This window comes from Pseudomonas sp. 7SR1, from assembly GCF_900156465.1.
GTDB lineage: Bacteria > Pseudomonadota > Gammaproteobacteria > Pseudomonadales > Pseudomonadaceae > Aquipseudomonas.
In genome coordinates this window covers 5,320,605-5,345,437 of sequence record NZ_LT707064.1, presented here as the reverse complement: position 1 = coordinate 5,345,437, position 24,833 = coordinate 5,320,605, and the positions used below count along the sequence as shown (strand labels likewise).

At 64.0% G+C, this 24,833-nt stretch carries 22 protein-coding genes and 2 riboswitches; of the genes, 15 read left to right on the top strand and 7 right to left on the bottom strand.

Annotation, left to right across the window (positions count from 1 at the left end; all coding sequences use genetic code 11):
* Positions 1–61: 61 nt before the first annotated feature.
* From BW992_RS23460 to BW992_RS23450, 3 genes are read right to left on the bottom strand one after another with little or no spacing between them, the layout of a single operon-like run.
* Positions 62–466: a cobalamin biosynthesis protein gene (locus BW992_RS23460; protein WP_072394379.1), complete on the bottom strand. Its 405-nt coding sequence runs from the start codon at positions 464–466 to the stop codon at positions 62–64.
* Complete coding sequence (locus tag BW992_RS23455; protein WP_076407193.1) at positions 463–1,158, bottom strand: CbtA family protein; 696 nt, start codon at positions 1,156–1,158, stop codon at positions 463–465. Before BW992_RS23455 ends, BW992_RS23460 begins: the two co-directional genes overlap by 4 nt.
* Before the next feature lie 11 nt (positions 1,159–1,169).
* Positions 1,170–1,358 (bottom strand): CbtB domain-containing protein, encoded by a 189-nt coding sequence (locus BW992_RS23450; protein ID WP_014338677.1) that lies wholly within the window; start codon positions 1,356–1,358, stop codon positions 1,170–1,172.
* A 101-nt stretch (positions 1,359–1,459) separates the two neighbouring features.
* A riboswitch (cobalamin riboswitch) is annotated at positions 1,460–1,682 on the bottom strand.
* Between the two features lie 179 nt (positions 1,683–1,861).
* Positions 1,862–2,075: riboswitch (cobalamin riboswitch) on the top strand.
* Between the two features lie 98 nt (positions 2,076–2,173).
* On the opposite strand from BW992_RS23450, the gene cobW reads away from it, so the two are divergent.
* The 6 genes from cobW to BW992_RS23420 all read left to right on the top strand — a co-directional run bounded on the left by cobW (position 2,174) and on the right by BW992_RS23420 (position 10,981).
* Complete coding sequence (cobW, locus tag BW992_RS23445; RefSeq protein ID WP_076407192.1) at positions 2,174–3,238, top strand: cobalamin biosynthesis protein CobW; 1,065 nt, start codon at positions 2,174–2,176, stop codon at positions 3,236–3,238.
* A gap of 3 nt (positions 3,239–3,241) precedes the next feature.
* The gene (gene cobN, locus BW992_RS23440; RefSeq protein WP_076407191.1) at positions 3,242–7,015 is read left to right on the top strand and encodes a cobaltochelatase subunit CobN; all 3,774 of its coding nucleotides are present in this window, start codon (positions 3,242–3,244) and stop codon (positions 7,013–7,015) included.
* 66 nt (positions 7,016–7,081) lie between these two features.
* A complete protein-coding gene (locus BW992_RS23435; protein WP_072430448.1) occupies positions 7,082–8,083 on the top strand; it encodes an ATP-binding protein in 1,002 nt (333 codons plus the stop codon).
* A 101-nt stretch (positions 8,084–8,184) separates the two neighbouring features.
* Positions 8,185–8,742: a vWA domain-containing protein gene (locus tag BW992_RS23430; RefSeq protein ID WP_076407190.1), complete on the top strand. Its 558-nt coding sequence runs from the start codon at positions 8,185–8,187 to the stop codon at positions 8,740–8,742.
* A gap of 196 nt (positions 8,743–8,938) precedes the next feature.
* Positions 8,939–10,585 (top strand): phospholipase D-like domain-containing protein, encoded by a 1,647-nt coding sequence (locus tag BW992_RS23425; protein WP_076407189.1) that lies wholly within the window; start codon positions 8,939–8,941, stop codon positions 10,583–10,585.
* A gap of 54 nt (positions 10,586–10,639) precedes the next feature.
* The gene (locus BW992_RS23420) at positions 10,640–10,981 is read left to right on the top strand and encodes a hypothetical protein (RefSeq protein ID WP_076407188.1); all 342 of its coding nucleotides are present in this window, start codon (positions 10,640–10,642) and stop codon (positions 10,979–10,981) included.
* A gap of 109 nt (positions 10,982–11,090) precedes the next feature.
* On the opposite strand, the gene BW992_RS23415 is transcribed toward BW992_RS23420, so the two are convergent.
* The gene (locus BW992_RS23415) at positions 11,091–11,537 is read right to left on the bottom strand and encodes a thioredoxin family protein (protein ID WP_072394403.1); all 447 of its coding nucleotides are present in this window, start codon (positions 11,535–11,537) and stop codon (positions 11,091–11,093) included.
* A 341-nt stretch (positions 11,538–11,878) separates the two neighbouring features.
* Here BW992_RS23415 and BW992_RS23410 point away from each other — a divergent pair, with 341 nt between their 5' ends.
* The 8 genes from BW992_RS23410 to BW992_RS23375 all read left to right on the top strand — a co-directional run bounded on the left by BW992_RS23410 (position 11,879) and on the right by BW992_RS23375 (position 18,519).
* Positions 11,879–12,727, top strand: a complete 849-nt coding sequence (locus BW992_RS23410) for a transporter substrate-binding domain-containing protein (protein WP_072394406.1) — start codon at positions 11,879–11,881, stop codon at positions 12,725–12,727.
* A gap of 54 nt (positions 12,728–12,781) precedes the next feature.
* Positions 12,782–13,444, top strand: a complete 663-nt coding sequence (locus tag BW992_RS23405; RefSeq protein ID WP_072394409.1) for an amino acid ABC transporter permease — start codon at positions 12,782–12,784, stop codon at positions 13,442–13,444.
* Between the two features lie 9 nt (positions 13,445–13,453).
* Positions 13,454–14,116, top strand: a complete 663-nt coding sequence (locus tag BW992_RS23400; protein ID WP_072458480.1) for an amino acid ABC transporter permease — start codon at positions 13,454–13,456, stop codon at positions 14,114–14,116.
* On the top strand, positions 14,113–14,904 hold the full coding sequence (locus tag BW992_RS23395) for an amino acid ABC transporter ATP-binding protein (protein WP_072394415.1): 792 nt from the start codon (positions 14,113–14,115) through the stop codon (positions 14,902–14,904). Before BW992_RS23400 ends, BW992_RS23395 begins: the two co-directional genes overlap by 4 nt.
* 41 nt (positions 14,905–14,945) lie before the next feature.
* A complete protein-coding gene (locus BW992_RS23390) occupies positions 14,946–15,332 on the top strand; it encodes a RidA family protein (RefSeq protein ID WP_072394418.1) in 387 nt (128 codons plus the stop codon).
* A 96-nt stretch (positions 15,333–15,428) separates the two neighbouring features.
* Positions 15,429–16,193 carry an IclR family transcriptional regulator gene (locus BW992_RS23385; RefSeq protein ID WP_072394421.1) on the top strand — a complete coding sequence of 255 codons (765 nt, stop codon included), beginning with the start codon at positions 15,429–15,431 and terminating at the stop codon, positions 16,191–16,193.
* Between the two features lie 39 nt (positions 16,194–16,232).
* Positions 16,233–17,450: an amino acid deaminase gene (locus tag BW992_RS23380; protein ID WP_076407187.1), complete on the top strand. Its 1,218-nt coding sequence runs from the start codon at positions 16,233–16,235 to the stop codon at positions 17,448–17,450.
* A gap of 154 nt (positions 17,451–17,604) precedes the next feature.
* Positions 17,605–18,519 (top strand): sugar kinase, encoded by a 915-nt coding sequence (locus tag BW992_RS23375; RefSeq protein ID WP_072430455.1) that lies wholly within the window; start codon positions 17,605–17,607, stop codon positions 18,517–18,519.
* A gap of 58 nt (positions 18,520–18,577) precedes the next feature.
* Here the strand turns inward: BW992_RS23375 and BW992_RS23370 are convergent, their stop codons facing one another.
* A complete protein-coding gene (locus tag BW992_RS23370) occupies positions 18,578–18,853 on the bottom strand; it encodes a peptidylprolyl isomerase (protein WP_003182808.1) in 276 nt (91 codons plus the stop codon).
* Positions 18,854–18,899: 46 nt separating this feature from the next.
* Positions 18,900–21,437, bottom strand: a complete 2,538-nt coding sequence (locus BW992_RS23365) for a hybrid sensor histidine kinase/response regulator (protein WP_076407186.1) — start codon at positions 21,435–21,437, stop codon at positions 18,900–18,902.
* A 123-nt stretch (positions 21,438–21,560) separates the two neighbouring features.
* Between BW992_RS23365 and BW992_RS23360 the strand changes: the two genes are divergently transcribed.
* Positions 21,561–22,676 carry a PilT/PilU family type 4a pilus ATPase gene (locus BW992_RS23360; protein ID WP_076407185.1) on the top strand — a complete coding sequence of 372 codons (1,116 nt, stop codon included), beginning with the start codon at positions 21,561–21,563 and terminating at the stop codon, positions 22,674–22,676.
* A 103-nt stretch (positions 22,677–22,779) separates the two neighbouring features.
* Here the strand turns inward: BW992_RS23360 and BW992_RS23355 are convergent, their stop codons facing one another.
* Positions 22,780–24,735 carry an acetoacetate--CoA ligase gene (locus BW992_RS23355; protein WP_076407184.1) on the bottom strand — a complete coding sequence of 652 codons (1,956 nt, stop codon included), beginning with the start codon at positions 24,733–24,735 and terminating at the stop codon, positions 22,780–22,782.
* Positions 24,736–24,833: the final 98 nt, after the last annotated feature.

The window sequence follows — 24,833 nt, the reverse complement described above, 5'->3', positions numbered from 1 at the left end:
GGTGGGGTGAGCGTCGCCCATATGAAGATCGCTCATGATCCTGGACGGCGATTATCGGGATTTACGCCACGACCGCCAATGCCAACGTGCTCATGGGGCCTGTTTGACGAGGGATCAGCAGGGTTGCGGGTTTCGTGCCCAATTGGTCGGCCAAGGCCAGGGCGGCGCTTTCGGCGATGCCGTAGCAACCGGTTCGCTCGAAGGCGATCTCGGAGCGATGACTGAGCCGCTGCTCGTAACCGGCCAACTGTTCGGCACTCAAGCACGTCAGCGGCAGTGCCAGTTGCCCGGCCAGTTCCAGCAGCCCGGGCTCGTCACGCTTGAGGTCGATGCTGGCCAGGGCCCGCACTTGGTGAAGTTCGATGCCGTGGGCCAACAACGTCTCTTCGAGCAAGGCCCGCAGCGTGCTGGCCGGGCAACCGCGCTGACAGCCCAGGCCGATCACCAGTATCGACCCGGTGCTCATGCGTCGTGGTGGGCTTGACCGTCACGGCGAAACAGCCAGGCGCTGATCAGGCCCAGGGCCAGCCAGAAGGCGATGTTGGTGACCTGGGAGGCGATCTTGAACTGGCTTTCCAGGGCTTCGGGCGCCAGCATCGAGTGGACTTCAGGTTGTGGCGCGCCGATGAGGTGAGGCACCAGCAAGGTCGCGACCCCCAACAGCTTGAGCAGCCAATGCCTGTCGAAGGCGATCAGGGCGATGCCCACCGCCGTGGACGCCGCAGTGCCGATCCACCACATCTGCCGCTGGGTCAGGTCGGCCGCCGCGGTGCCGGGCAACTCCGGGGGCAGGCCGAGGGTCGGTGCCAGGACGAAAGTGGCGTAACCGGCCAGGCCCCAGAGCAGGCCCTGGGAGGTGCGAGTCGGTGCGCGCAAGGTGTACAGGCCCGCGAGCATCAGGGCAAAACCCACGGCGACCACCAGGTTACCGCCAGTGGTGGACAGCACACGCTGCCAGCCGTCTTCCGGCTCCCACGCCTCGGCATCGTGAGTGTGGGCAACGCCGTCGGTGTGCTCATGAACCTCGGACGCCGGGGCCTTCTCGAAGGTTTCCGCCTGGAGAATCAGTGGCGATACCCACAAGCTCTGCAACAGGGTCAGCAGCAGGGCGGCCAGCAAGCCGCTGAAACCGGCGGTCTGCGCGATACGCTTGATCATGTCGTCAGTTCTCAGTGGCAGGGGAAGGCAGCGCTGTGGCGGGTATCGTGGGCGGCGTTGTGCACCGCTTCGATGTGAGAGAAGCCGGCGAAATAGACCAGCCCCGCACCCAGGATCGAAGCCAGGATCGCGGCGCTCAGGCGTTGGCTCAGGGTGGTGGTGCTGCTGGCGGTGCGGGCGGTGCTGCTGATGGTCGACATGGCGCTTCCCTCTGTTTTTGTTCCGTGGGGGATGCGAGCGCAATGAGACCCCGGGCGAAAGACCGCCGAGGTTCGAACAGCGCCCGCCCACCGCGGGTTTGTTGATGCTTGAGTCATGGGCCGGTCTCCGGGCTCGCGAGGTGCCGGGCTCGTGCCTGGCCTGCAAGCGTCACCTTCCCATGTCCGCGGACACAGTGGTTCAGACGCTTCGCTCGCTTACCGTTGCGGGGGCAGCACCGGACTGACGTGGCTTTGGAGTAAAGCACACGATTCACCGGTTTCCCGTTTCACCCTGTGAAGGGCACCCGTAACTAGGCGCACAGGAGAGCATGGGTGAGGCGGGGCCGTCAATGCACAGGGGGCCGCTGCGCAGTCCGTCGCGAACAAGCTCGCCCCACAGGGGGGGCTGCGGGATCCAATATGGGAGCGAGCCTGCTCGCGATGGCGGCGGTAAGGACACCGCAGAACTTACTTGCGGAGATTGACCCGTCCCCACACCCTGCGTAGCCTTGCGCCTTCGAGGTTCTTCGGCCTGCGCCGAAGCTAAGAAGGGAACGCGGTCCAAGCCGCGGCTGCCCCCGCAACTGTGAACGGTGATGTTTCTGCATGGCCACTGTGCATGCCCTTTATCCGGGGTGCGCGGGAAGGCGCAGCAATTGCCAGTCGGATGACTGGCCCACCGTCAGCCAGGAGACCTGCCTCGACACAGATTCTCACTACAACCGGGCGGGGTGATCCGGTGGCGAAATCTTCCGCGCACGCCTGTGCCAGTGGTTGTCGTCCCGTTTGCCCGCCACCTTGCCAAAGGGCATCCGATGAAAACACTGGCCAAGCTTCCCGTCACCATCGTCACCGGTTTCCTCGGCTCGGGGAAGACCACCCTGCTGCGGCACATGCTCGACAACGCCCAGGGGCGTCGTATCGCCGTGATCGTCAACGAGTTCGGCGAACTGGGCATCGACGGCGAGATCCTCAGGCAGTGCTCCATCGGTTGCACCGAGGAAGAGGCCAACGGCCGCGTCTACGAACTGGCCAACGGTTGCCTGTGCTGCACGGTCCAGGAAGAGTTCTTCCCGGTCATGCGCGAGCTGGTGGCCCGGCGTGGCGATCTCGATCACATCCTGATCGAAACCTCCGGCCTGGCCCTGCCCAAGCCGTTGGTCCAGGCCTTCCAATGGCCGGAAATCCGCAGTGCCTGCACCGTCGACGCGGTGATCACCGTGGTCGACAGCCCGGCCGTGGCCGCCGGTACCTTCGCCGCCTTCCCCGACCAGGTGGACGCCCAGCGCAAACTCGATCCGAACCTGGACCACGAGTCACCGCTGCATGAACTGTTCGCCGATCAACTGGCCAGCGCCGACCTGGTGATTCTCAACAAGGCCGACCTGATCAGCCCCGACGACCTGGCGAAGGTCCGCCTGGAGGTGGCCGAAGAGCTGCCGCCGGCAGTCAAGGTCATCGAAGCCAGCAGCGGACGCCTGCCCCTGGATGTGCTGATCGGCCTCGGCGCAGGTTCCGAAGAGCACATCGACGGTCGCCATAGCCATCACGACCATCACCACGACGGCGACGATGACGACCACGATCATGACGCCTTCGACTCCATCTCCATCGAGCTGCCCCAGGCCGACGAAAGTCTGTTGCTCGATGCCCTGACCCAACTGGTGGTCCAGCACGGCGTGCTGCGGGTCAAAGGCTTCGCGGCGATTCCGAACAAGCCGATGCGGCTGTTGGTCCAGGGCGTCGGTACGCGCTTCGACAAGCATTTCGATCGCCAGTGGGGCGCGGATGAAGCGCGGATCACTCGCCTGGTCCTGATTGGCCAGGCCCTGGATGCCGGGCTGCTCGAAGCGCAGTTGCGCGCCGCCCTCGGCGCCTGACCCATGCACCTGCTCAGGACCCAGCCCGGCGGTTTTGTGTCCGATGACAACATTGCCGACCTGGGGCAGACCCCCGCCGAGCTGGTGATCCTGTGCAGTGGCGATTCCAGCCTGGCGCTGCTGGCCGAAGCGGCGAAGCAGTTGCCAGGCGATTATCCCGAGTTTCGCCTCGCCAACCCGATGCAGGTGCAGAACCACGCCTCGGTGGACCTGTACTTCGAAGACGTGCTACGCCACGCCAAGGTCATCCTGCTGTCGCTGCACGGCGGTATCGGCTATTGGCGCTACGGCATCGAACGGCTGATGGCATTGGCCGGACGCGGGGTGAAGCTGATCCTGGTGCCGGGGGACGATCGTCCTGATCCGGAACTCAGCGACCTGAGCAACGTCCCCGTCGAGGACCGCGACCGTCTCTGGCAGTTCTTGCGCCAGGGCGGACTGGGCAATGCCCTGGACCTTTTCCATAACCTCGCCAGCCAATGGTTCGGTCGCGATTATCCATGGGGCGAACCGCAGGCCCTGCCACGCACGGCGATCTATCACCCCACGCACAACCAGGCCAGCCTCGCTGACTGGCGAGCCGACTGGCAGGCCGGACAACCGGTGGCGGCGGTGCTGTTCTATCGCTCCCATCTGCAAGCGGCGAATACCGCGTTCATCGATGTGTTCTGCCAGCGTTTGCAAGCGGCGGGGCTCAACCCGCTACCGATGGCCGTGGCGAGCCTCAAGGAGCCCGGTTGCCTGGCCATGGTGCAGGACTGGCTCGACGAGGCAGAGGCCGGGGTGATCCTCAACACCACGGGATTTGCCCAATCCAGTCCCGAAGCACCGCACCTGCGCCCGTTTCGTCGCAACGTCCCGGTGATCCAGGCGATCTGCGCCCAGGACAACGAGCCCGGCTGGCGTGCCAGCGAGCAGGGCTTGGGCCCGCGGGACCTGGCGATGCACATTGCCTTGCCGGAGCTGGACGGGCGGATCATCAGTCGCCCCATCAGTTTCAAGGACCTGGCCTGGCGCAGTGAGCTCAGCCAGAGCGACGTGGTCTGCTACCGGGCGGTGCCCGAGCGCATGGATTTCGTTGCCGAGCTGGCGCGGCGCTGGACCGACCTGGCGCGTCTGCCCAACGCGGAAAAACGTGTAGCCCTGATTCTCGCCAACTATCCGACCCGGGATGGACGCATCGGCAACGGCGTCGGCCTGGACACGCCAGCGGCGGCGCTGAACATCCTGCGCGCCTTGCATGCCGAGGGTTATCCGCTGCCAGCGCAATTGCCCGCCAGCGGCACGGCGCTGATCCAGCAATTGCTCGGCGGGGTCAGCAACGACCTGGACAGCCTCGATCTGCGCCCGTGTCACCAGAGCCTGTCCCTCGATGCCTATCGGGCGATGTTCGATGCGTTGCCCGAGTCCAACCGCCAGGCCGTGCTGGAGCGCTGGGGCACCCCCGACAAGGATCCGATGTTTCGCCAGGGGCGACTGATGATCGCCGGCCTGCGCCTGGGCCTGACGTTCGTCGGCATCCAGCCGGCCCGGGGGTATCAGGTCGATCCGAGCGCGGTGTACCACGACCCGGACCTGGTGCCGCCCCATGGTTACCTGGCGTTCTATTTCTGGCTGCGCCACGCCTATGGCGCCCATGCGGTCATTCATGTCGGCAAGCACGGCAACCTCGAGTGGCTGCCCGGCAAGGGCGTCGGGCTGTCGGAGAATTGCTGGCCGGACGCGCTGCTGGGACCGTTGCCGAACATCTATCCGTTCATCGTCAATGATCCGGGCGAGGGCGCCCAGGCCAAGCGCCGTACCCAGGCGGTGATCATCGATCATTTGATGCCGCCCCTGACCCGGGCCGAAACCTACGGGCCGTTGCGTAACCTGGAGTTGCTGGCCGACGAGTACTACGAGGCGCAACTGCTGGATCCGCGTCGGGCCCGGGAGCTGCAGCGGGACATTCTCGGCCTGGTGCGCGAGACCCACATCGATCGCGAGCTGCAACTTGACGCGGCCCTGGACAGCGACGCCGACGCCGCGATCTGGCTGCCGCGCCTGGACACCTACCTGTGCGACTTGAAGGAATCGCAGATCCGCGACGGGCTGCATGTCTTCGGTCAATCCCCTGCCGGGCGGCTGCGCATCGACACGTTGCTGGCGTTGTTGCGCATTCCCCGTGGCGACGGCAAGGGTGCGCAGTCCAGTCTGCTGCGGGCGCTGGCCAGGGCGTTCGAGCTGGGCTTCGACCCCCTGGATTGCGCCTTGGCCGAGCCTTGGGGCGGCGGTCGTCCGCAGGCATTGTGTCAGGTCAGCGACCAGGCCTGGCGTACCGTCGGCGATACCCGCGAACGCCTGGAGCTGTTCGCAGCGCAGTTGATCGAACGGGCCCTGGACGGCGCGGTCGAGGGGTTGGACGCGCCGGGCTGGGAGACGGTGAGCAGCATTGTCGAGCACCTGCGCGAGGTCGTGGCGCCGCGCCTGGATGCCTGCGGTCCGGCGGAAATGCGCGGTCTGCTCGATGCCCTCGGCGGGCGCTTCGTGCCGGCCGGGCCAAGCGGTGCGCCGAGTCGCGGGCGCCTGGATGTGCTGCCCACCGGGCGCAATTTCTTCTCGGTGGACGTGCGTAACCTGCCCACCACCACGGCGTGGCGGATCGGCTTCCAATCGGCCAACCTGATTCTCGAGCGGCACCTGCAGGATCACGGTGATCACCTGCGCCAGCTCGGCCTGTCGGTGTGGGGCACCGCCACCATGCGCACCGGCGGCGACGACATTGCCCAGGCCATGGCCCTGATGGGCGTGCGGCCGGTGTGGGCCACAGGCAGCCAGCGGGTTGATGATTTCGAGATCCTGCCGTTGAGCCTGCTGGACCGGCCGCGTGTCGATGTGACGTTGCGGGTGTCTGGCTTCTTCCGCGACGCGTTCGCCAACCTGATCCGCCTGTTCGATGCCGCGGTCCAGGCTGTCGCCGCCCTCGACGAGCCGGATGACATGAACCCCCTGGCGGCCAAGGTCCGTGGCGAACGCGAAGCCCTGTCAGCGTCGGGCCTGGATCCGGAAGTGGCAGCGCGCCAGGCCGGCTGGCGGATCTTCGGGGCCAAGCCCGGGGCCTATGGCGCCGGCGTGCAGGGCGCCGTGGACGGTCGCCTGTGGCAGAGTCGCGAAGACCTGGCCGAGGTTTACCTGAACTGGGGCGGCTACGCTTATGGCGGCAGCGATGAAGGCACCGCCGCCCGGGAGCAGTTCTCCCGACGCCTGAGCCAGGTGCAAGCGGTGCTGCAGAACCAGGACAACCGCGAGCACGACCTGCTCGATTCCAACGATTACTACCAGTTCCAGGGCGGCATGTTGGCGGCGGTGGAGACCCTCAGCGGCGAAACCGCAGCCAGCTATCATGGCGATCACAGCCAGCCGGACCTGCCAAGGATCCGCACCCTGAAAGAAGAGCTCAACCGCGTCATCCGTTCCCGGGCCGTCAACCCGAAGTGGATCGACGGAGTCAAGCGCCACGGCTACAAAGGTGCGTTCGAACTGGCGGCGACGGTGGACAACCTGTTCGCCTTCGACGCCACTACGCAGTTGATCGATGATCACCAGTACGCATTGCTGGCCGATGCCTACCTGCTCGATCCGCACACCCAGGCATTCATTCGCCAGCACAACCCCGATGCCCTGCGGGACATGACCGAGCGCATGCTCGAAGCCCAGCAGCGAGGGATGTGGCAGGACCCGGGGGAGTATCGCGAAGCGTTGGAGAATTTGCTGTTGGACATCGAGGAGGATGGCTGATTGTCCAGCCAGCCGGCCAGGTACTCTGTTCGTATTGACGTGATCGACCACCCTTGAGAATCAGATATGACCCAACCCCATTTCCCCCTCTGCGCCGTGGTCGGCGCCGATGACCTGAAGCTGGCGCTGTGCCTGGCCGCCATCGATCCCAGGATTGGCGGCGTGCTGATCGAAGGGCCGCGGGGCATGGCCAAGTCCACCCTGGCCCGGGGCCTGGCGGACCTGTTGGCCAGCGGTCAGTTCGTCACCTTGCCCCTGGGCGCCACGGAAGAGCGACTGGTGGGCACCCTCGATCTGGACGCCGCCCTGGGCGAGGGTCGGGCGCAGTTTTCCCCCGGCGTGCTGGCCAAGGCCGACGGTGGTGTGTTGTACGTCGATGAGGTGAACCTGCTGCCCGACCATCTGGTGGACCTGCTGCTGGATGTGGCCGCCAGCGGTACCAACGTGATCGAGCGCGACGGCATTTCCCATCGGCATCCGGCGCGTTTCGTGCTGATCGGCACCATGAACCCGGAAGAGGGCGAACTGCGCCCGCAACTGCTCGATCGCTTCGGCCTGAACGTGGCGCTCCACGGGCATACCGCACCGGCGGAGCGTGGGCAGATCATTCGACGGCGGCTGGATTTCGACAGCGATCCGGTGGCGTTCTGCGCCGAGTGGTCGCAGGCCCAGCAGCACCTGCGCGATCGTTGCCAGCAGGCCCGCGACCTGTTGCCGGCCATTGCCCTGGACGATGCGTCCCTGGCGCTGATTACCGAGCGCTGTTTTGCCGCTGGGGTCGATGGCCTGCGCGCCGACCTGGTCTGGCTGCGTGCCGCCCGTGCCCATGCCGCTTGGCGCGGCGCGCAGGCCATCGCCGTCGACGACATCGACGCGGTCGCTGAATTTGCCTTGCGTCATCGTCGGCGCGAACGGACGGATCCGGCCGCTGCGCCTTCCCCGCCGCCTGCGCCTGGCGAGCGCGCAACCGAACCCCGGGGAGGCCAAGGCCAGTGGGGGGATCTGCCGCCCCGGGCACTGCCGACCGGTACCCGACGCGACGTGCCGGGGTGGCCAAAAAAGCCCTAGGCATCCGCCCTCGTGCCAGCGCGGGGGCGGATGCCGGACCCCGGGCAGGGCACCTGGAGCAGGGGCGCCAGGGCCGCAGCAAAACGGCGTCTGGCGGCGCGGTGAATTGGCCAAGGACCCTGCTCCAGGGGCGTCCACGCTTGCGCCAGGACCTGCGTTGGCACGAGCGTCACCGTGCGCCTCACGAACTCTGGCTGGTGATCGTGGATGCCTCGGCCTCGACCCGTCGTCATCGGGCCTTGAGCGACGGCAAAGGCTTGTTGGCGCAATTGTTCGACGACGCCTACCGGCAGCGGGCCCGCCTGGCGCTGTTGACGGCCAGTGGCACGCAGCCGAACTGGCAGGTGCAAGGGCTCAAGGCCTCGGCGGGTCTGCGCCACTGGCTCGATGGCCTGGGCGCCGGTGGCGGTACGCCGTTGCTGGCTGCGTTGAGCGAGGCCGGACGCTGGTTGACGGCCCGGCGCAAGCGCTTCCCTGCGGAGCGACAGCGGGTGCTGGTGATGACCGATGGGCGCGTGAAGGAGGGGCTGTCGCTGTCGCCCCTGGATTGTCCGTGCCTGTTGATCGACATCGAGCGCGGCCCGATCCGCCTGGGCCGGGCCCGGCAGTTGGCGGGGCAGTTGCAGGCTGAGTATCGGCATATCGATGAGGCTGATTGAAAGGTTCTGTGACTGTCAGGGCCCCATCGCGAGCAAGCTCGCTCCTACACGGGTTTTGTTGTGAACACATGAATAATGAACACCCCGGGCCCTGGGAGCGAGCTTGCTCGCGATGGCATCCCCTCGATTCCCATGACCTGCCCACCTGACCCGTTTCACTGCACTATGCTCAAGCAGCCCCTCACAGGAGTGAACCATGCGCGTACTCGTCACCAATGCCCAGGACGATTTCCGGGTCAAGGCCTATGCCGGCACCAACGGTGTGCTACTGGCCATGGACCTGGCCGAATCACGGCGCAAGGGTTTGCTGGGTTTCGCCATCGAGAAGCAGCAGGGTGACAAACCCTGGCTGTTCCTGTTCAACAGCCTGACCTTTCCCGACACGGCCCATACCTTTCCCCAGTTCCACGCCACGCCCAGCGACAAGGCCCCGTTGCAGAAATTTCGCTGGGCCGACTACGCCGTCAACCCTGGGGTGACGCTTCATTATCGGGTGCACCTGGCCTATGGCAGTTACAAGGCACCGCAACTGGGGGAGTCGCTGGAAGTCACCATCACCAGCGACGACGCAATGCCCGCCAACCAGCGGGTCATCTTCAATCGTGCGGTGGCCGCCAGCCAGGCTTTCCAGCGCAAGTTCCCCGAGCTGGACGCCTTGATCGATGCCAACAAGCACCTGTCCATCGACGATTGGCCCGACGCGCCGCGTCGCTGGCTGGAGAACGGCCTGCTGGGACGCTTGACCGGCTTCATCGACCGGGCGCTGGACGCCACCTGGGCGCTGGATGTGGCCATCTACGAATACGAGTTGCCCGTGATCGTCGATGCGGTCAATGCCGCGTTTGCCCGTGGCGCGCGGGTGCGGGTGCTGTACCACGCCGAACCGGGCGACGACACCACACTGCGTAACGAAGCCAACCTGGAACGATTGCCGCCGGCCAACAAGCGCGGGCGAGTCACCCACAACATCTTCCATGACAAGTTCATGGTGCTGAGCAAGATCGATGACCGCGGGGCGTTGCAGCCGGAGGCCGTGTTGTGCGGCAGCACCAACTTCACCGCCAACGGCGTTTATCGCCAGGCGAATGTCGTGCATGTGCTGGACGACCCACGGGTCAGCGACAGCTACCGCCAGGTGTTCGAACAGATCTGGGAGGCCCCCGATGATGTCGATGCCACGCGTGAGTGGCTGAACCGCAACAACCCCATGAAGCCCGGGGAGCCGCTGTTCGTCGGCTTCTCTCCACGGACGGGAGGGGGCGACCTTGATCGTTTCGTCGACATCATCGAGGCGGCGCGCAAGGACCTGCTGTTCGTCACCGCCTTTGTCCTGCCCGATCGGATCCTCGATGCCTTGCTCGGCCAGCCCAACGACGACATCTTGCGTTATGGCCTGCAGAACACCACCAGCCGTATCACCGGTTTCCATGCCGACCGCACCGCTGAGTTCGCTGCCACGGCACTGCTCAATACCGGCCTGGAGGGCTGGCTCAAGGAAAACAAGAAAGGTCAGAAAGGCAACCTGCTGGTGCACACCAAGGCCGTCGTCACCGACTTCACCAGCGACACGCCCACCATCATCAGCGGCAGTCACAACCTGAGCGCCGCGGCCAGCAGTGGCAACGATGAGAACTACCTCATCATCCAGGGCGATACCGACCTGGCCGACCGCTACGGACTGGAGCTGCTGCGTTTCTACGAGCATTACCGCTTCCGTTATTTCGCCAAGAAACTTGCGCTCAAGCAGGTCAAGCCGTTGGCGGTGGATGACAGTTGGAGTGATGACTATTACCGCGAGGGTGACCTGCGGATGTTGTCCAGGGTGAGATTCGGCGGGCGGTAGCGCAGTATTGATGGCGTGATATCATCGGGCCATCGATCAGCCAGGAATGCTGTCATGAACCTTTGTCACGGAACGTCCGGCCCGCTTCGCATCGCTATCGCGATTCTCCTGGTGTCCCTGTCTGCATCAGCCTTCGCCGCCAATACGCCGTGTTCCGGACGCAAGGGTGGTATCGCCGGGTGTGATGGCGATACCTTCCTGTGCAACGACGGCTCCATCAGCGCCTCGAAAAAGTCTTGCTCTGTCATGCTGGGAATCCGTAACGAAGCTCGCCCGCAATCGCTGCTCAAGTCCTCCGACGGGTGCCCGTGCGGCAGTGGTCACTACTGCGTCGGGCCTCGGGGTGGGGTTTATTGCCTTACGCCGGGCGGCAGCAAGAGCTACAAGCGCAAATAGACCAGGCGCACCGCCGAACCATTGTGTGAGCGAGCTTGTTCGCGATAGCGTCAGGCCGGTGGGCATCACCATTGGCTGACCCGCCGCCGTCGCGGGCTCGCTCCTATCGTTATCGAAACGTCACCCGCATCTTCATCAGCGCTCGCCCTCGACCTGCAGTGCACAAATTCTGAAACCGCTGCCGCAGCCAATTCACGTCATGGCGCGTCGGGGGAAACGAGCGCCGCGGTTTTGTCCGGCCGACGTGTTCGGCAAAGTGGCGCATCAGCGAAGGCTGGTCACCGATGCCCTTGAGTTTGAGGCACAACTTCCCATCCTTATAGAAAAGCACGGTCGGTGTTCCGCTGACTTCCGGGTGCCGGGGCGACTCGTGGGTGCTCAATTTGTAGATGATGGCTCGATCCTGGAACGCCTCGGCCACCTTGCAGAACACCGGTTCGGCCCAGCCGCAGGCGTAGCAGTGTGGATGGCCAAAATAGAAGATCACCGGGCGCCAGGTCCTGAGGGCCTTGCGGTAGTCCTGATGTGACGCTACGTGAGTAATGAGCGAACTCATGGCCGCCTCCCTTTTACCCCGAGGTGACAGGAACGATAAGGAACCCGGCGGGGCATCGCTACTGTCAGAGTCGACAGGTGGCCTGCTCTGTTTCAGTGCGAAACGGATCGCAAATACTCTGTTTGGGGCCTTGGTACCCGGGCGCCGTAGCCAACGGTAGCAAGCGTGCCGGCGGTCCGCGAGCGTTCCCGGGCACTCGGTTCTTCCAACCTCCTGATTTCAATCGCTTTCCATTTTTTATCAAGCGTGACTGCAAGCCTGTGGCACACTTTCTGCTGTCTATTCCGTTGTTACATACCAAGTTCCGCTATAACGGAATAAACTCACCTGGAGTGCTTGCCATGCAATGCCGACCTTCCTTGTTCAAAGCGTGTGTTTTTCTCTTCGCGGCCACGACGGCCGCCATGGGTGTCGCCCAGGCGGCTGACAGCAAGCTGGACAGCGTGCTGCAACGCGGGAAATTGATCGTGGGCACGGGCAGTACCAATGCGCCGTGGCACTTCCAGGGAGCGGATGGCAAGTTGCAGGGTTTCGATATCGATATCGCACGAATGGTCGCCAAGGGCCTGTTCAATGATCCGGAGAAAGTCGAGTTCGTGGTGCAGTCGTCCGATGCGCGGATTCCCAACCTGCTGACCGACAAGGTCGACATGAGCTGCCAGTTCATCACCGTCACCGCCAGCCGCGCCCAGCAGGTGGCCTTCACCTTGCCGTACTATCGCGAAGGCGTCGGCCTGCTGCTGCCGGCCAACAGCAAGTACAAGGAAATCGAGGACCTGAAGGCGGCCGGCGACGACGTCACCGTGGCCGTGCTGCAGAACGTGTATGCCGAGGAACTGGTGCACCAGGCGCTGCCCAAGGCCAGGGTCGATCAGTACGACAGTGTCGACCTGATGTACCAGGCGGTGAACTCCGGCCGCGCCGATGCCGCCGCCACCGACCAGTCTTCGGTCAAGTACCTGATGGTGCAGAACCCCGGCCGTTATCGCAGCCCGGCCTACGCCTGGAGCCCGCAGACCTATGCCTGCGCGGTCAAGCGTGGCGACCAGGACTGGCTGAACTTCGTCAACACCACCTTGCATGAAGCCATGACCGGTGTGGAGTTCCCCACCTATGCCGCGTCGTTCAAGCAGTGGTTCGGCGTGGAACTGCCGTCGCCGGCCATCGGCTTCCCTGTTGAATACAAATGACCCTGTGAGCCCGGGGCGCCACTTCCAGGCGCCCCGTCGAAGGTACTGCCGACCATGAATTATCAGTTGAACTTTGCCGCCGTCTGGCGCGATTTCGACACCTTGCTGGCGGGGCTCGGGCTGGGGCTTTCCCTGGCGCTGGTGTCGATCGCCATCGGTTGCGTGATCGGCCTGGCCATGGCGTTCGCGCTGCTGAGCAAACATCGTGTCCTGCGGGTGCTGGCATCGGTGTATGTCACGGTGATCCGCAACACGCCCATCCTGGTGCTGATCCTGTTGATCTACTTCGCCTTGCCGAGCCTGGGGGTGCGCCTGGACAAGCTGCCGTCGTTCGTCATCACCCTGTCGCTGTATGCCGGGGCCTACCTGACGGAGGTGTTTCGCGGCGGGCTGCTGAGCATTCACAAGGGCCAGCGCGAAGCGGGACTGGCCATCGGCCTGGGCGAATGGCAGGTGAAGGCCTATGTCACGGTGCCGGTGATGCTGCGCAACGTGTTGCCGGCCTTGTCGAACAACTTCATCTCGCTGTTCAAGGACACCTCCCTGGCGGCGGCGATCGCCGTGCCGGAGCTGACCTATTACGCGCGCAAGATCAACGTGGAGAGCTACCGGGTGATCGAAACCTGGCTGGTGACCACGGCCCTGTATGTCGCGGCCTGTTACCTCATTGCCATGGTGCTGCGCTATTTCGAGCAGCGCCTGGCGATCCGCCGTTAGGAGTGTTCCATGTACGAATCCCCCAGTTGGTTGCATGAGTTGTGGGTCGCCCGGGACACCCTGTGGAGCGGTTTCCTGACCAGCGTACAGTGTTCGGTGCTGGCGATTTTGCTGGGCACCTTGATCGGCCTGGTTGCCGGCCTGGTGCTGACCTATGGCCGGGCCTGGATGCGCGCGCCGTTTCGTTTCTACGTCGACCTGATCCGTGGCACGCCGGTATTCGTGCTGGTGCTGGCCTGCTTCTACATGGCCCCGGCCCTGGGCTGGCAGATCGGTGCGTTCCAGGCGGGAGTCCTGGGCCTGACGCTGTTTTGCGGCTCCCACGTGGCCGAGATCGTGCGCGGTGCCTTGCAGGCCTTGCCCCGTGGACAGATGGAGGCGAGCCAGGCCATTGGCCTGACGTTCTACCAGGCCCTGGCTTATGTGCTGTTGCCCCAGGCGCTGCGGCAGATATTGCCGACCTGGGTCAATTCTTCCACCGAGATCGTCAAGGCTTCGACTCTGTTGTCGGTGATCGGTGTGGCCGAGCTGCTGCTCAGCACCCAGCAGATCATCGCCCGGACTTTCATGACCCTGGAGTTTTACCTGTTCGCCGGTTTTCTCTTTTTCATCATCAATTACGCCATCGAGCTGCTCGGTCGGCATATTGAAAAGCGGGTGGCCTTGCCATGACTGACGTTTCGACCTCATCCCATTCCCAGCCATTGCTGGATATTCGCGGCCTGCGCAAGCAATACGGCCCGCTGGAAGTGCTCAAGGGCGTGGACCTGAGCATGCAGCGCGGCAACGTGGTCACGCTGATCGGCTCCAGCGGTTCGGGCAAGACCACGCTGCTGCGCTGCGTGAACATGCTGGAAGAATTCCAGGGCGGGCAGATTGTGCTCGACGGCGAATCCATCGGCTATGACGAAGTCGACGGCAAGCGGGTGCGCCACCCCGAGAAAGTCATTGCCCGGCATCGCGCGATGACCGGCATGGCGTTCCAGCAGTTCAATCTGTTCCCTCACCTGAGCGCATTGCAGAACGTCACCCTGGGTCTGCTCAAGGTGAAAAAACTGCCCAGGGACGAAGCCGTCGCCCTGGCCGAAAAGTGGCTGGACCGAGTGGGCCTGCTGGAACGGCGCAATCATTTTCCCGGTCAGTTGTCCGGCGGTCAGCAACAGCGTGTGGCGATTGCTCGGGCGATCGCCATGAACCCCAGCCTGATGTTGTTCGACGAAGTCACCTCGGCACTGGATCCGGAGCTGGTGGGCGAAGTGCTGAACGTGATCAAGGGCCTGGCCGAGGACGGCATGACCATGCTGCTGGTGACCCACGAAATGCGTTTCGCCTTCGAGGTTTCCGACAAGATCGTATTCATGAACCAGGGACGCATCGAAGAACAGGGCCCGCCGAAAGAGCTGTTCGAGCGCCCGCAATCACCGCGCCTGGCGGAATTTCTGAAGAACACCCGTTTTTAATCCATTGATCTTTTGATTCAGACAAGCAAGGAGAACCACTGATGAGCATCAAGCGCTACGGGACCGGCAGCACCGCGGGTGGCGGGCAGCCACGGCCATTCGCCCGCGCCGTCGAGGCCGACGGCTGGCTGCATGTGTCCGGACAGGTGCCAGCGGTGAACGGCGAGATCGTCGCCGGCGGGATCGTCGAGCAGACGCACCAGACCATGAAGAACCTGATCGCCATCCTCGAAGAGGCCGGTTACGAGCTCAAGGATGTGGTGCGCTGCGGTGTGTGGTTGGATGACCCGCGTGACTTCTGGAGTTTCAACAAGGTGTTCGGCGAATACTTCAGCCCCGAGCACGCCCCGGCCCGGGCCTGCGTGCAGGCGAGCATGATGGTCGACTGCAAGGTCGAGATCGATTGCATCGCCTACAGGAAAAAATGAGGTCCTTGTGGCGAGGGGATAAATCCCTCGCCACAAGAGCTGTGGACAGGCCGTGGTCTGGTTACACTCGCGGCGAACTGATTGGGAACCGAAGACATGACCGAAGACACCATCAAGCGCCGGGCCCGAGGACTGGATCGGGCGTTCGATATACTCGATTTCCTCAAGGAAATCGGCCAGCCGCTGCGTCCCAACGACATTGCCAGTGGCATCGGCAGCCCCAAGTCCACGGTCTACGAACTGGTGGCGTCGCTGCTGGAGCGGCGCATCCTCGAACCGGTGGGCAAGGAAGGCCACGTTTACCTGGGCCGCCAGTTGTATTTTCTCGGACAGGCGCACCTGCGGCACTTCGATCTCAGCCGCGAGGCCGATCACGCCTTGCAGGAGATCGTCCGCCAGACCCGGGAAACCGCACAGATGTGCCTGCTCAACGGGCGCAAATACACCGTGGCGCTGATGAAGGAAGGCGAGCGGCATTTCCGTATTTCATCGGACATCGGCGAAAACGCGCCCATTCCCTGGACGGCCTCGGGCCGTCTGCTGCTGGCGCACCTGAGCGACCAGCAGATCGTCGACCTGATCGATCCCGACGACTTCATCCTGCCGGATGGCGAGCGCCTGCCCCTGGAGCAGTTCCTCAAGGAAATCCGCCAGGCCGGCCTCGATGGCTTCTTCTCCTTCGACAGTGTCGCCGACACGTTTACCCACTGCTTCGCCGCGCCGGTCAAAGACCCGGACGGCGTGGCCATCGCGACCCTGTGCATCGTCGCCCCTCGGGCCGATGCCAGGAACAACTACGCCGACTACCGCCGGGTGCTGATCGAAAGCGCCAACAACCTGGCCCGTCGTATCAATGAATAGATCGTCGCGGCTGATCGCGGCCGCGTGAGGAGTTCGAACATGTCTTCTGCCATCCATGACGCTGTCGTCGAAAAAGGTGCCGCCACTGTCGGCCAGCACTTGCTGCGTGATGTCAGCCTGCCTGCACTGGTGCTGCATCGCGAGGCGCTGGAGCACAACATTCGCTGGATGCAGGCATTTGTCAGCGGCAGCGGTGCCGAACTGGCGCCCCACGGCAAGACCAGCATGACCCCCGGGCTGTTTCGCCGCCAGCTCGAGGCCGGTGCCTGGGGCATGACGCTTGCCACCGCCGTACAGACCCGTGCCGCCTACGCCCATGGCGTGCGTCGGGTGCTGATGGCGAACCAGTTGGTGGGCACGCCGAACATGGCGCTGATTGCCGACCTGCTGGCCGATCCGGCGTTCGAATTCCACTGCATGGTGGACCATCCCGACAATGTCGCGGACCTGGGCGCGTACTTCGCTTCCCGCGGTGCGCGGCTGAACGTGATGATCGAATACGGCGTCGTGGGCGGTCGTTGCGGCTGCCGGAGCGAGGCCGAGGTGCTGGCCCTGGCCGAGGCGATCCAGGCGCAACCGGCGCTGGCGCTGACCGGTATCGAGGGTTACGAAGGCGTGATTCACGGCGACCATGCCGTCAGCGGCATCCGCGGATTCGCCGAGTCCCTGGTGGGCCTGGCGATGCAGTTGCAGGACAGCGGCGCGTTCGCCATCGACAAACCCATCATCACGGCTTCGGGGTCGGCCTGGTACGACCTGATCGCCGAATCCTTCGAAGCCCGCAATGCCCATGGCCGTTTCCTCAGTGTGCTGCGTCCCGGCAGCTATGTGGCCCATGACCACGGCATCTACAAGCAAGCGCAGTGTTGCGTGCTGGAACGGCGCAGCGACCTGCACGAAGGCCTGCGTCCGGCCCTGGAGGTCTGGGCCCACGTGCAATCGCTGCCGGAGCCGGGTTTCGCGGTGATTGCCCTGGGCAAGCGCGACGTGGCCTACGATGCCGGGCTGCCGGTGCCGCTCAAGCGCTACAAGCCCGGGTCGGACGCGGTGGCGGGTGACGACGTCAGCGGTTGCAAGGTGACGGCGGTGATGGACCAACATGCGTTCATGAGTGTGGCGGCGGGGGTTGAGCTGCGTGTGGGCGACATCATTTCGTTTGGTACTTCACATCCGTGCCTGACGTTCGACAAATGGCGGGTAGGGTGCCTGGTGGATGACCAGTTGCGGGTGATCGAGAGCATGGAGACTTGCTTCTAAGGCTTGAGATCGAGTCGCGGCTGTCGCGAGCAAGCTCGCTCCCAACAAGGGGATCGAGGCGATCACAGCGCTTGTATTCACAACAAGCCATCGTGGGAGCGAGCTTGCTCGCGATAGCGGCCTGGCAGACACCACCGAACCATCAGGATTACCCATGAACCACCCCAGACCCCGCATCGCCCTGATCGGCGAATGCATGATCGAACTGCAACAGCGCGCCGACGGCAGCCTGCTGCAAAGCTTCGGCGGCGATACTCTGAACACCGCGGTGTACCTGTCCCGCGCCATGGGTGACAGGGGCGCGGTGGATTACGTCACCGCCTTGGGCGACGACAGTTTCAGCGATGCCATGTGTGAGCGCTGGGCCGAAGAAAACATCGGCCTGCAACGGGTCCAGCGCTTGCCTGGACGCCTGCCGGGTCTGTATTGCATCCAGACCGATGCGGCGGGCGAGCGGCGATTCCTCTACTGGCGCAACGAAGCGGCGGTGCGCGATTGCTTCACCACGCCGGCCGCCGCACCGATCCTGGCGGCATTGCCGGATTACGATGTGCTGTATTTCAGCGGCGTCACCCTGGCGGTGCTCGGGGAGCAGGGGCGAGGCAAACTCGTCGAAACCCTGGTCGAAGCTCGTCGACGCGGGGCCCAGGTGGTGTTCGACAATAATTACCGGCCAAGACTCTGGGCTTCGATCGAGGCGGCGCGGGCGGCGTATCGCAGCGTCCTGCCCTATGTGGAACTGGCCCTGCTGACGGTGGAAGACGAGCAGGCACTGTTCGGGTATGCGGACACTGACGCGGTATTCGCCGCCTATGGGCAGTTCGGTACGCCGGAAGTGGTGCTCAAGCGCGGTGCCGAGGCGTGTCTGATTCGTTGCGATGGCAAGTCTTATGAGATTCCCGCTCAACGGGTCGAGCGTGTGGTGGACACCACGGCGGCGGGAGACTCATTCAGTGCCGCCTACCTGGCGAGCCGCTTGCTGGGGGGGACTGCGGCGGAGGCGGCGGAGGCGGGGCATCTGTTGGCGAGCCGAGTGATCCAGGTGCCCGGGGCGTTGATGCCAGAATAACCAGTGGCGCACTGTACCTGTGGGAGCAAGCTCGCTCCCACAGGAGCAGGTTCGAGTTTCAATCCCGGTAGAAAACCTGCACCAGGTGATAGCCGAACTTGCTCTTGATCGGCCCATGCACCACTCGCAGCGGCTTCTTGAAAATCACCGCATCGATCACCCCGACCATCTGTCCCGGTCGCACTTCACCCAGGTCGCCGCCGCGTTTGCCCGAAGGGCAGGTGGAATACTTCTTGGCCAGCACATCGAAGGCTTCGCCCTTGGCGATGCGTTGCTTGAGCTGTTCGGCCTCTTCGGCGGTTTTCACCAGGATATGGCGGGCTTGGGCTTTCATTGCAGCGGCGACCTGAGGGTTGGTGGGGCGGCGATTATGCCTCAAGTCAGCCGCTGCGGCTGATCATCGTCCGAATCTTGTTGGCCAGCAGGTCAAGGGTGAAGGGCTTGGCCACCATGTCCATGCCTTGATCCAGGAACCCCTGGCGTTCAGCGGCTTTCTGCGCATAACCGGTCATGAACAGCACTTTCAGCCCGGGTCGGTGCTGACGGGCGATTTCCGCCAGCTGACGACCATTCATGCCAGGCAGGCCGACGTCGGTGACCAGCAGATCGATGCGTTGGTTCGATTCGAGCAGTGGCAGGGCCACCTTGGCATCCTCGGCTTCCAGCGCGGCGTAACCCAGGGTTTTCAACAGATCGAGCACCAGCATTCTCACCGCCGGTTCGTCTTCCACCAGCAACACGGTTTCCCCGGCCATCGCCGCGGGCGCGTCGATGGTCACGGCCTGGGCGGGTTGCTCGGTGAGAGCGATGTGCAGTCGCGGCAGGTACAACTGCACCCGCGTGCCTTGCCCTGGCACACTGTCCAGGCTCAGGTGCCCGCCCGACTGTTGGGCAAAGCCGTAGATCATCGACAATCCCAGGCCGGTGCCCTGGCCGATGGGTTTGGTGGTGAAGAACGGGTCGAAGGCCTTGGCCATGACGGAAGGGGTCATGCCGCTGCCGTTGTCGCTGACGGCGATCATCACATAGTCCCCGGCCTTGACCGGTTCCAGGGTGCTGATATCGCTGCCGTCGAGGTAGATGTTGGCGGTTTCGATGGTCAGTTCGCCGCCATCGGGCATGGCGTCACGGGCGTTGATCACCAGGTTGAGCAGGGCGTTTTCCAGTTGGCTGGCATCGGTGCTGATCGGCCACAGCTCGGCGGCCAGTTGCAGTTTCAGCACGATGTGGTCGCCGGTGGTACGGCTGAGCAGGTCTTCGAGCGAGCGCACCAGGTCGTTGGGGTTCAGCGGCTTTCGGTCCAGGGACTGGCGCCGGGAAAAGGCCAGCAGTCGATGGGTCAGGGCGGCCGCGCGGTTGGCCGAGGACATGGCCGCTTCGGTAAAGCGACCGATCTCGGCGGCGCGACCATTGGCGATGTAGCGCTGCATCAGGTCGAGGCTGCCCAGGATGCCGGTCAGCATATTGTTGAAATCATGGGCGATGCCGCCGGTGAGTTGGCCCACGGCTTCCATCTTCTGGGCGTGGCGCAGGGCTTCTTCGGCACGTTCGCGTTCGAACATCTCGTTTTGCAGGCGATGGTTGGCTTCGGCCAGCTGCTGGGTGCGGGCGATGACCCGCTCTTCCAGCGTTTCGTTGAGGTGCCGCAGGGCTTCCTCGGTTTTCTTGCGTTCGGTCTCGTCGATCACAAAGATGTAGAACCCGTTCACCGCACCGTCCGCGCAATGACGGGGCAGGTAGTTGATCAACGCGTGACGCGGCCGGCCGTCGCGGTGGGAGGTCTGCACGGCGAAACTGCAGGGTTTGCCCGCCAGGGCGCCGGCAATCTGTTCGGCACGCGCGGCGTAGGCCTCGTCGCCGAGTACTTCGCGAATGGTCTTGCCATACAGCTCCTGGGGCGTGAGGCCGTACCAATCCAGATATGCGCTGTTGTTCAGGCGGAAACGCTCTTCGTGGTCCACATAGCTGATGAGCACCGGCATGGCATTGATGATCAGCTGCAACTCGGTCTGGCTCTGGCGCAGGGCCTGTTCGGTGCGCTTGCGTTCGGTCAGGTCCAGGGCCGCGCCGAGGAAGCGCTTGGGTCGGCCGTGACGGTCCTTGTAGCAACGGCCGCGCACGAATACCCAGCGCAATTGGCCGTCAGGCTGCAGCAGGCGGTACTCCTCGGCGTATTCGCTGCCGTGGGTGATGCAGTGCTTAATACTGCGGGCCACCATGGCCCGGTCTTCGGGATGCACGCCTTCGAGGTAGGCGCTGATGGGCAGATGGCGCGCCAGGTTCGGATCGACACCATGGAGCAGGGCAAAATGGGCGTCGGCGATGAAGCGGTCTTCGCTGATGTCCCAGTCCCAGGTCCCCAGCGCGTCGGCTGCGGCCAACGCCAGTTGCAGGCGCTCTTCGCTTTCCTGCTGGGCCTTGAGGCTGGCCTGCGAACGCCGCTCGAATTCCAGAGCCAGGCGGCGTCGCTCACTGGTCTCGATGGCAGTCACCAGGATTCCCGCCACGGCGCCGCTTTCGTCGTGTACGGGGCTGTAGGTCATGTCCAGCCACAGGTCGCACAGGCGGCCGGCGAAGGGCAGGCGCCAATGCTGGTCGCGGCAGGTGTGCGTGCGGCCTTGTGACACGCCGTGGTAAATCGGTTCGGTCACGCTTCGCAGTTCAGGCCATGCCGCATGGGTCGGCTGGCCGAAGGCCTGGGGATGCTTGTCACCGGCCAGCCGGGAAAATGCATCGTTGTAGATCTGCACCCGTTGCGGCCCCCACAACAGGCTCATCGGCATGGGGGAGTGGAGCACGATGTCCACGGCGGTGCACAGGCTCCGGGGCCAGGTCTGGGTACTGCCCAGCGGGGTCGAGGCCCAGTCCATCCGGGCGAGCAGATGCTGCGTACCGCTGCCGACGGGTGTTGCGTTCATCATGCAATCCCTGGGTGTGGTGCCGCGTCGACTATTCTCTGAAAAAGGAAAGCGCGGGTTGGTCTGAAAGATTGCAGGTTCGGGTCAACTTGTCTCATTGATGTCTCGCGGAAGTTTCAGTCCATGGAAATCGATCCCTTGTTGCGAATCCTGGCGAGCCAGGATGGCTCCGATCTCTACTTGTCCACCGGCGCGCCGCCTTGCGCCAAATTCGAGGGCGTGCTCAAGCCATTAGGCAACCAGCCATTCAAGGTCGGCGATATCGCCAGTCTCGCCGAGTCTTTGATGGACGCCGAACAGCGCCTTGAGTTCGATCGGGAACTGGAAATGAACCTGGCGATTTCCCTGGCCGGTGTCGGGCGGTTCCGGGTCAATATCTTCAAGCAGCGCAATGACGTGTCGATGGTGATACGCAACGTCAAGCTGGATATCCCGCGCTTCGAAGACCTGAAGTTGCCCCGTGTGCTGCTGGACACCATCATGCAGAAGCAGGGCCTGATGCTGTTCGTCGGTGCGACGGGGTCAGGCAAGTCCACGTCCCTGGCGGCCTTGATCGATTACCGCAATCGCAACAGCAGCGGCCATATCATCACGATCGAAGATCCGGTGGAGTATATCCATCGCCACAAGAAGTCGATCATCAATCAACGTGAAGTCGGTGTCGACACCCGCAGCTTTCACGCAGCCCTCAAGAACACCTTGCGCCAGGCACCGGACGTGGTGCTGATCGGCGAGATCCGTGACCGGGAAACCATGGAACATGCCCTGGCCTTCGCCGATACCGGGCACCTGGTGATATCCACGCTGCATGCCCACAACGCCAACCAGGCCCTGGACCGGGTGATCAATTTCTTTCCGGAAGAGCGCCGGCCGCAGTTATTGAACGACTTGGGCAACAACCTCCAGGCGTTCGTTTCCCAGCGCCTGGTGCGTACCCGCGCCGGGCAACGGCGGGCAGCGGTGGAGGTCATGCTGGGTTCGCCCACGGTGGCCGACCTGATCCGGCGCAACGAACTGGGGGAGCTCAAGGCCATCATGGAAAAGTCGGAAGAACTGGGGATGCAGACGTTCGACCAGGCGCTGTTCAACCTGGTGGTCGAAGGGGCAATCGATGAGGAAGAAGCCTTGAAGAATGCCGACTCGGCGAACAATCTGCGGTTGCGTCTGAAATTGCATGCCGAGTCGGGCTCCACGCCACCGGCTGATCCGGCGGCGGGTGAATGGGGGCTTATGGATTGATCGGGTTATCGTTCGTCGCGAGCAAGCTCGCTCCCACAGTGGATCTCCAGTGACTGGCAGCCCCCCTGTGGAAGCGAGCTTGCTCGCGATGAGACCCTGACGATCAGCTCGCAAGCTCCGGTCGGTCACGAAACTGCTCAAGGGCCTCGGGATTGGCCAGTGCATCGGTGTTCTTCACCGCCTCGCCATGCACCACATTGCGCACTGCCAGCTCGACCACCTTGCCGCTGATGGTCCGGGGAATGTCGCTGACCGCCAGGATCTTCGCCGGGACATGGCGTGGCGTGGTGTTGGCGCGGATGACCTGGCGGATCCGTTGTTCCAGAGGTTCATCGAGCTGGACACCGTCGCGCAAGCGCACGAACAGCACCACCCGCACGTCGCCTTGCCATTGCTGGCCGATGGCAACGCTGTCCAGTACCTGCTCGACTTTTTCCACCTGCCGATAGATCTCCGCAGTGCCGATGCGCACGCCGCCAGGGTTGAGCACCGCGTCCGAGCGCCCGTGGATCAGCCAGCCACCGTGGGGCAGTTCTTCGGCGTAATCCCCCTGGGACCACACGCCGGGAAACTGGGCGAAGTAGGACGCCCGCAGTTTTTCCTGTCGGGGATCGTTCCACAGACCGATGGGCATCGCCGGGAAATGCCGGGTGCACACCAGCTCGCCTTTTTCTCCGATCACGGGGCTTGCCGTCTCGTTCCAGACCTGCACCGCCATGCCCAGGCTCTTGCCCTGCATCTCGCCCCGGCGCACCGGTGCCAGCGGGTTGCCATTGACGAAGCACGACACGATGTCGGTGCCGCCGGACATCGAGGCCAGGCAGACATCGGTCTTGAAGTCGCGGTACACATAGTCGTAGCTGTGAGGCGCCAGTGCCGAGCCCGTGGAGAGAATGGTTTTCAGGCTGCCCAGGTCGTGGCTGCGCCGGGGGGCCAGGCCCTGGTTCTCCAGCGCGGCCAGGAACTTGGGGCTGGTGCCGAACACGCTGATGCGTTGCTGGTCGATGAGGTCCGGCAATCGTTCGGGGCCGGGGTGAAACGGCGAGCCGTCGTAGAGCACCACCGTGCTGCCGACGGCGAGGGCGGACACCAGCCAGTTCCACATCATCCAGCCGCAGGTGGTGTAGTAGAACAGGCGATCCTCGGGACCGAGGTCGACATGCAGGCCATGCTCCTTCATGTGTTGCAACAGTACGCCGCCGGTGCCGTGGACGATGCACTTGGGGACGCCGGTGGTGCCGCTGGAGTAGAGGATGTACAGCGGATGGTCGAACGGCACGCTGACGAACACCGGGTCGCCGCCGGGCCGGTAGAAATCGTCCCACAGCGCGACGCTGGCCTGGGTCCTGAAGTCGGCGACGCGGGTGTCCGGCGTAGCATAGGGCAGCACGATCAATTGCCGCAACGAGGGCAGCCGTTCGAGGATTTCGTTGACCTTGGGCCGCTGGTCGATGGTCTTTGCGGCGTAGCGATAACCGGCGCAGGTGATGAGCACCTTGGGCTCGATCTGGCCGAAGCGGTCGATGACGCCCTGGGTACCGAAGTCCGGTGACGAGCAGGACCAGATCGCCCCCAAGCTGGTGGTGGCGAGCATGCCCACCAGGGTCTGCCAGGTGTTGGGCATGCAGGCGGCGACCCGGTCTCCCTGGCAGACACCGGCAGCCTGCAGGCTTCTTTGCAGGCCGGCGACGTGAGCGGCGAGTTCGGCCCAGGTCAGTCGCTCCTGGTCGCCGCGCTCATCGATGGCCACCACGGCCACGCTCGGGTCCCGACGGCGCAGCAGGTGTTCGGCGAAGTTCAGCGTCGCGCCAGGAAACCACCGGGCGCTGGGCATTTTCGGGCCTTCCACCAGCACGGCGGTGGGCGGGTGGTGAAAGTGGATCTCGAAGAAATCGACGATGGCCTGCCAGAAGGCCTCGCGCTGATCGATGCTCCAGGCGTGCAGGGCTGGATAATCGTCGAGTTGCAGGTGATGCCGTCCGTTGACGAACAGACGAAAGGCGTTCATGCGCGACTGGGCGATGCGTTCGGGGCTGGGTTGCCAGAGGATGTCGGACATGGGAGAGCCTCTTGTTTTCTTATGCATACACAAACTATAGAGCGACCGATCCTGTGGTGAGAGGGCGGCTCTGCGGCGAGGGGATAATCGCCTCGCTA

What these genes read in the sequence shown, in the direction of transcription:
- BW992_RS23460 (WP_072394379.1), bottom strand. Translation starts at nt 466, where the DNA reads ATGAGCACCGGGTCGATACTGGTGATCGGCCTGGGCTGTCAGCGCGGT.
- BW992_RS23455 (WP_076407193.1), bottom strand. Translation starts at nt 1,158, where the DNA reads ATGATCAAGCGTATCGCGCAGACCGCCGGTTTCAGCGGCTTGCTGGCC.
- BW992_RS23450 (WP_014338677.1), bottom strand. Translation starts at nt 1,358, where the DNA reads ATGTCGACCATCAGCAGCACCGCCCGCACCGCCAGCAGCACCACCACC.
- cobW (WP_076407192.1), top strand. Translation starts at nt 2,174, where the DNA reads ATGAAAACACTGGCCAAGCTTCCCGTCACCATCGTCACCGGTTTCCTC.
- cobN (WP_076407191.1), top strand. Translation starts at nt 3,242, where the DNA reads ATGCACCTGCTCAGGACCCAGCCCGGCGGTTTTGTGTCCGATGACAAC.
- BW992_RS23435 (WP_072430448.1), top strand. Translation starts at nt 7,082, where the DNA reads ATGACCCAACCCCATTTCCCCCTCTGCGCCGTGGTCGGCGCCGATGAC.
- BW992_RS23425 (WP_076407189.1), top strand. Translation starts at nt 8,939, where the DNA reads ATGCGCGTACTCGTCACCAATGCCCAGGACGATTTCCGGGTCAAGGCC.
- BW992_RS23420 (WP_076407188.1), top strand. Translation starts at nt 10,640, where the DNA reads ATGAACCTTTGTCACGGAACGTCCGGCCCGCTTCGCATCGCTATCGCG.
- BW992_RS23415 (WP_072394403.1), bottom strand. Translation starts at nt 11,537, where the DNA reads ATGAGTTCGCTCATTACTCACGTAGCGTCACATCAGGACTACCGCAAG.
- BW992_RS23410 (WP_072394406.1), top strand. Translation starts at nt 11,879, where the DNA reads ATGCAATGCCGACCTTCCTTGTTCAAAGCGTGTGTTTTTCTCTTCGCG.
- BW992_RS23405 (WP_072394409.1), top strand. Translation starts at nt 12,782, where the DNA reads ATGAATTATCAGTTGAACTTTGCCGCCGTCTGGCGCGATTTCGACACC.
- BW992_RS23400 (WP_072458480.1), top strand. Translation starts at nt 13,454, where the DNA reads ATGTACGAATCCCCCAGTTGGTTGCATGAGTTGTGGGTCGCCCGGGAC.
- BW992_RS23395 (WP_072394415.1), top strand. Translation starts at nt 14,113, where the DNA reads ATGACTGACGTTTCGACCTCATCCCATTCCCAGCCATTGCTGGATATT.
- BW992_RS23390 (WP_072394418.1), top strand. Translation starts at nt 14,946, where the DNA reads ATGAGCATCAAGCGCTACGGGACCGGCAGCACCGCGGGTGGCGGGCAG.
- BW992_RS23385 (WP_072394421.1), top strand. Translation starts at nt 15,429, where the DNA reads ATGACCGAAGACACCATCAAGCGCCGGGCCCGAGGACTGGATCGGGCG.
- BW992_RS23380 (WP_076407187.1), top strand. Translation starts at nt 16,233, where the DNA reads ATGTCTTCTGCCATCCATGACGCTGTCGTCGAAAAAGGTGCCGCCACT.
- BW992_RS23375 (WP_072430455.1), top strand. Translation starts at nt 17,605, where the DNA reads ATGAACCACCCCAGACCCCGCATCGCCCTGATCGGCGAATGCATGATC.
- BW992_RS23370 (WP_003182808.1), bottom strand. Translation starts at nt 18,853, where the DNA reads ATGAAAGCCCAAGCCCGCCATATCCTGGTGAAAACCGCCGAAGAGGCC.
- BW992_RS23365 (WP_076407186.1), bottom strand. Translation starts at nt 21,437, where the DNA reads ATGAACGCAACACCCGTCGGCAGCGGTACGCAGCATCTGCTCGCCCGG.
- BW992_RS23360 (WP_076407185.1), top strand. Translation starts at nt 21,561, where the DNA reads ATGGAAATCGATCCCTTGTTGCGAATCCTGGCGAGCCAGGATGGCTCC.
- BW992_RS23355 (WP_076407184.1), bottom strand. Translation starts at nt 24,735, where the DNA reads ATGTCCGACATCCTCTGGCAACCCAGCCCCGAACGCATCGCCCAGTCG.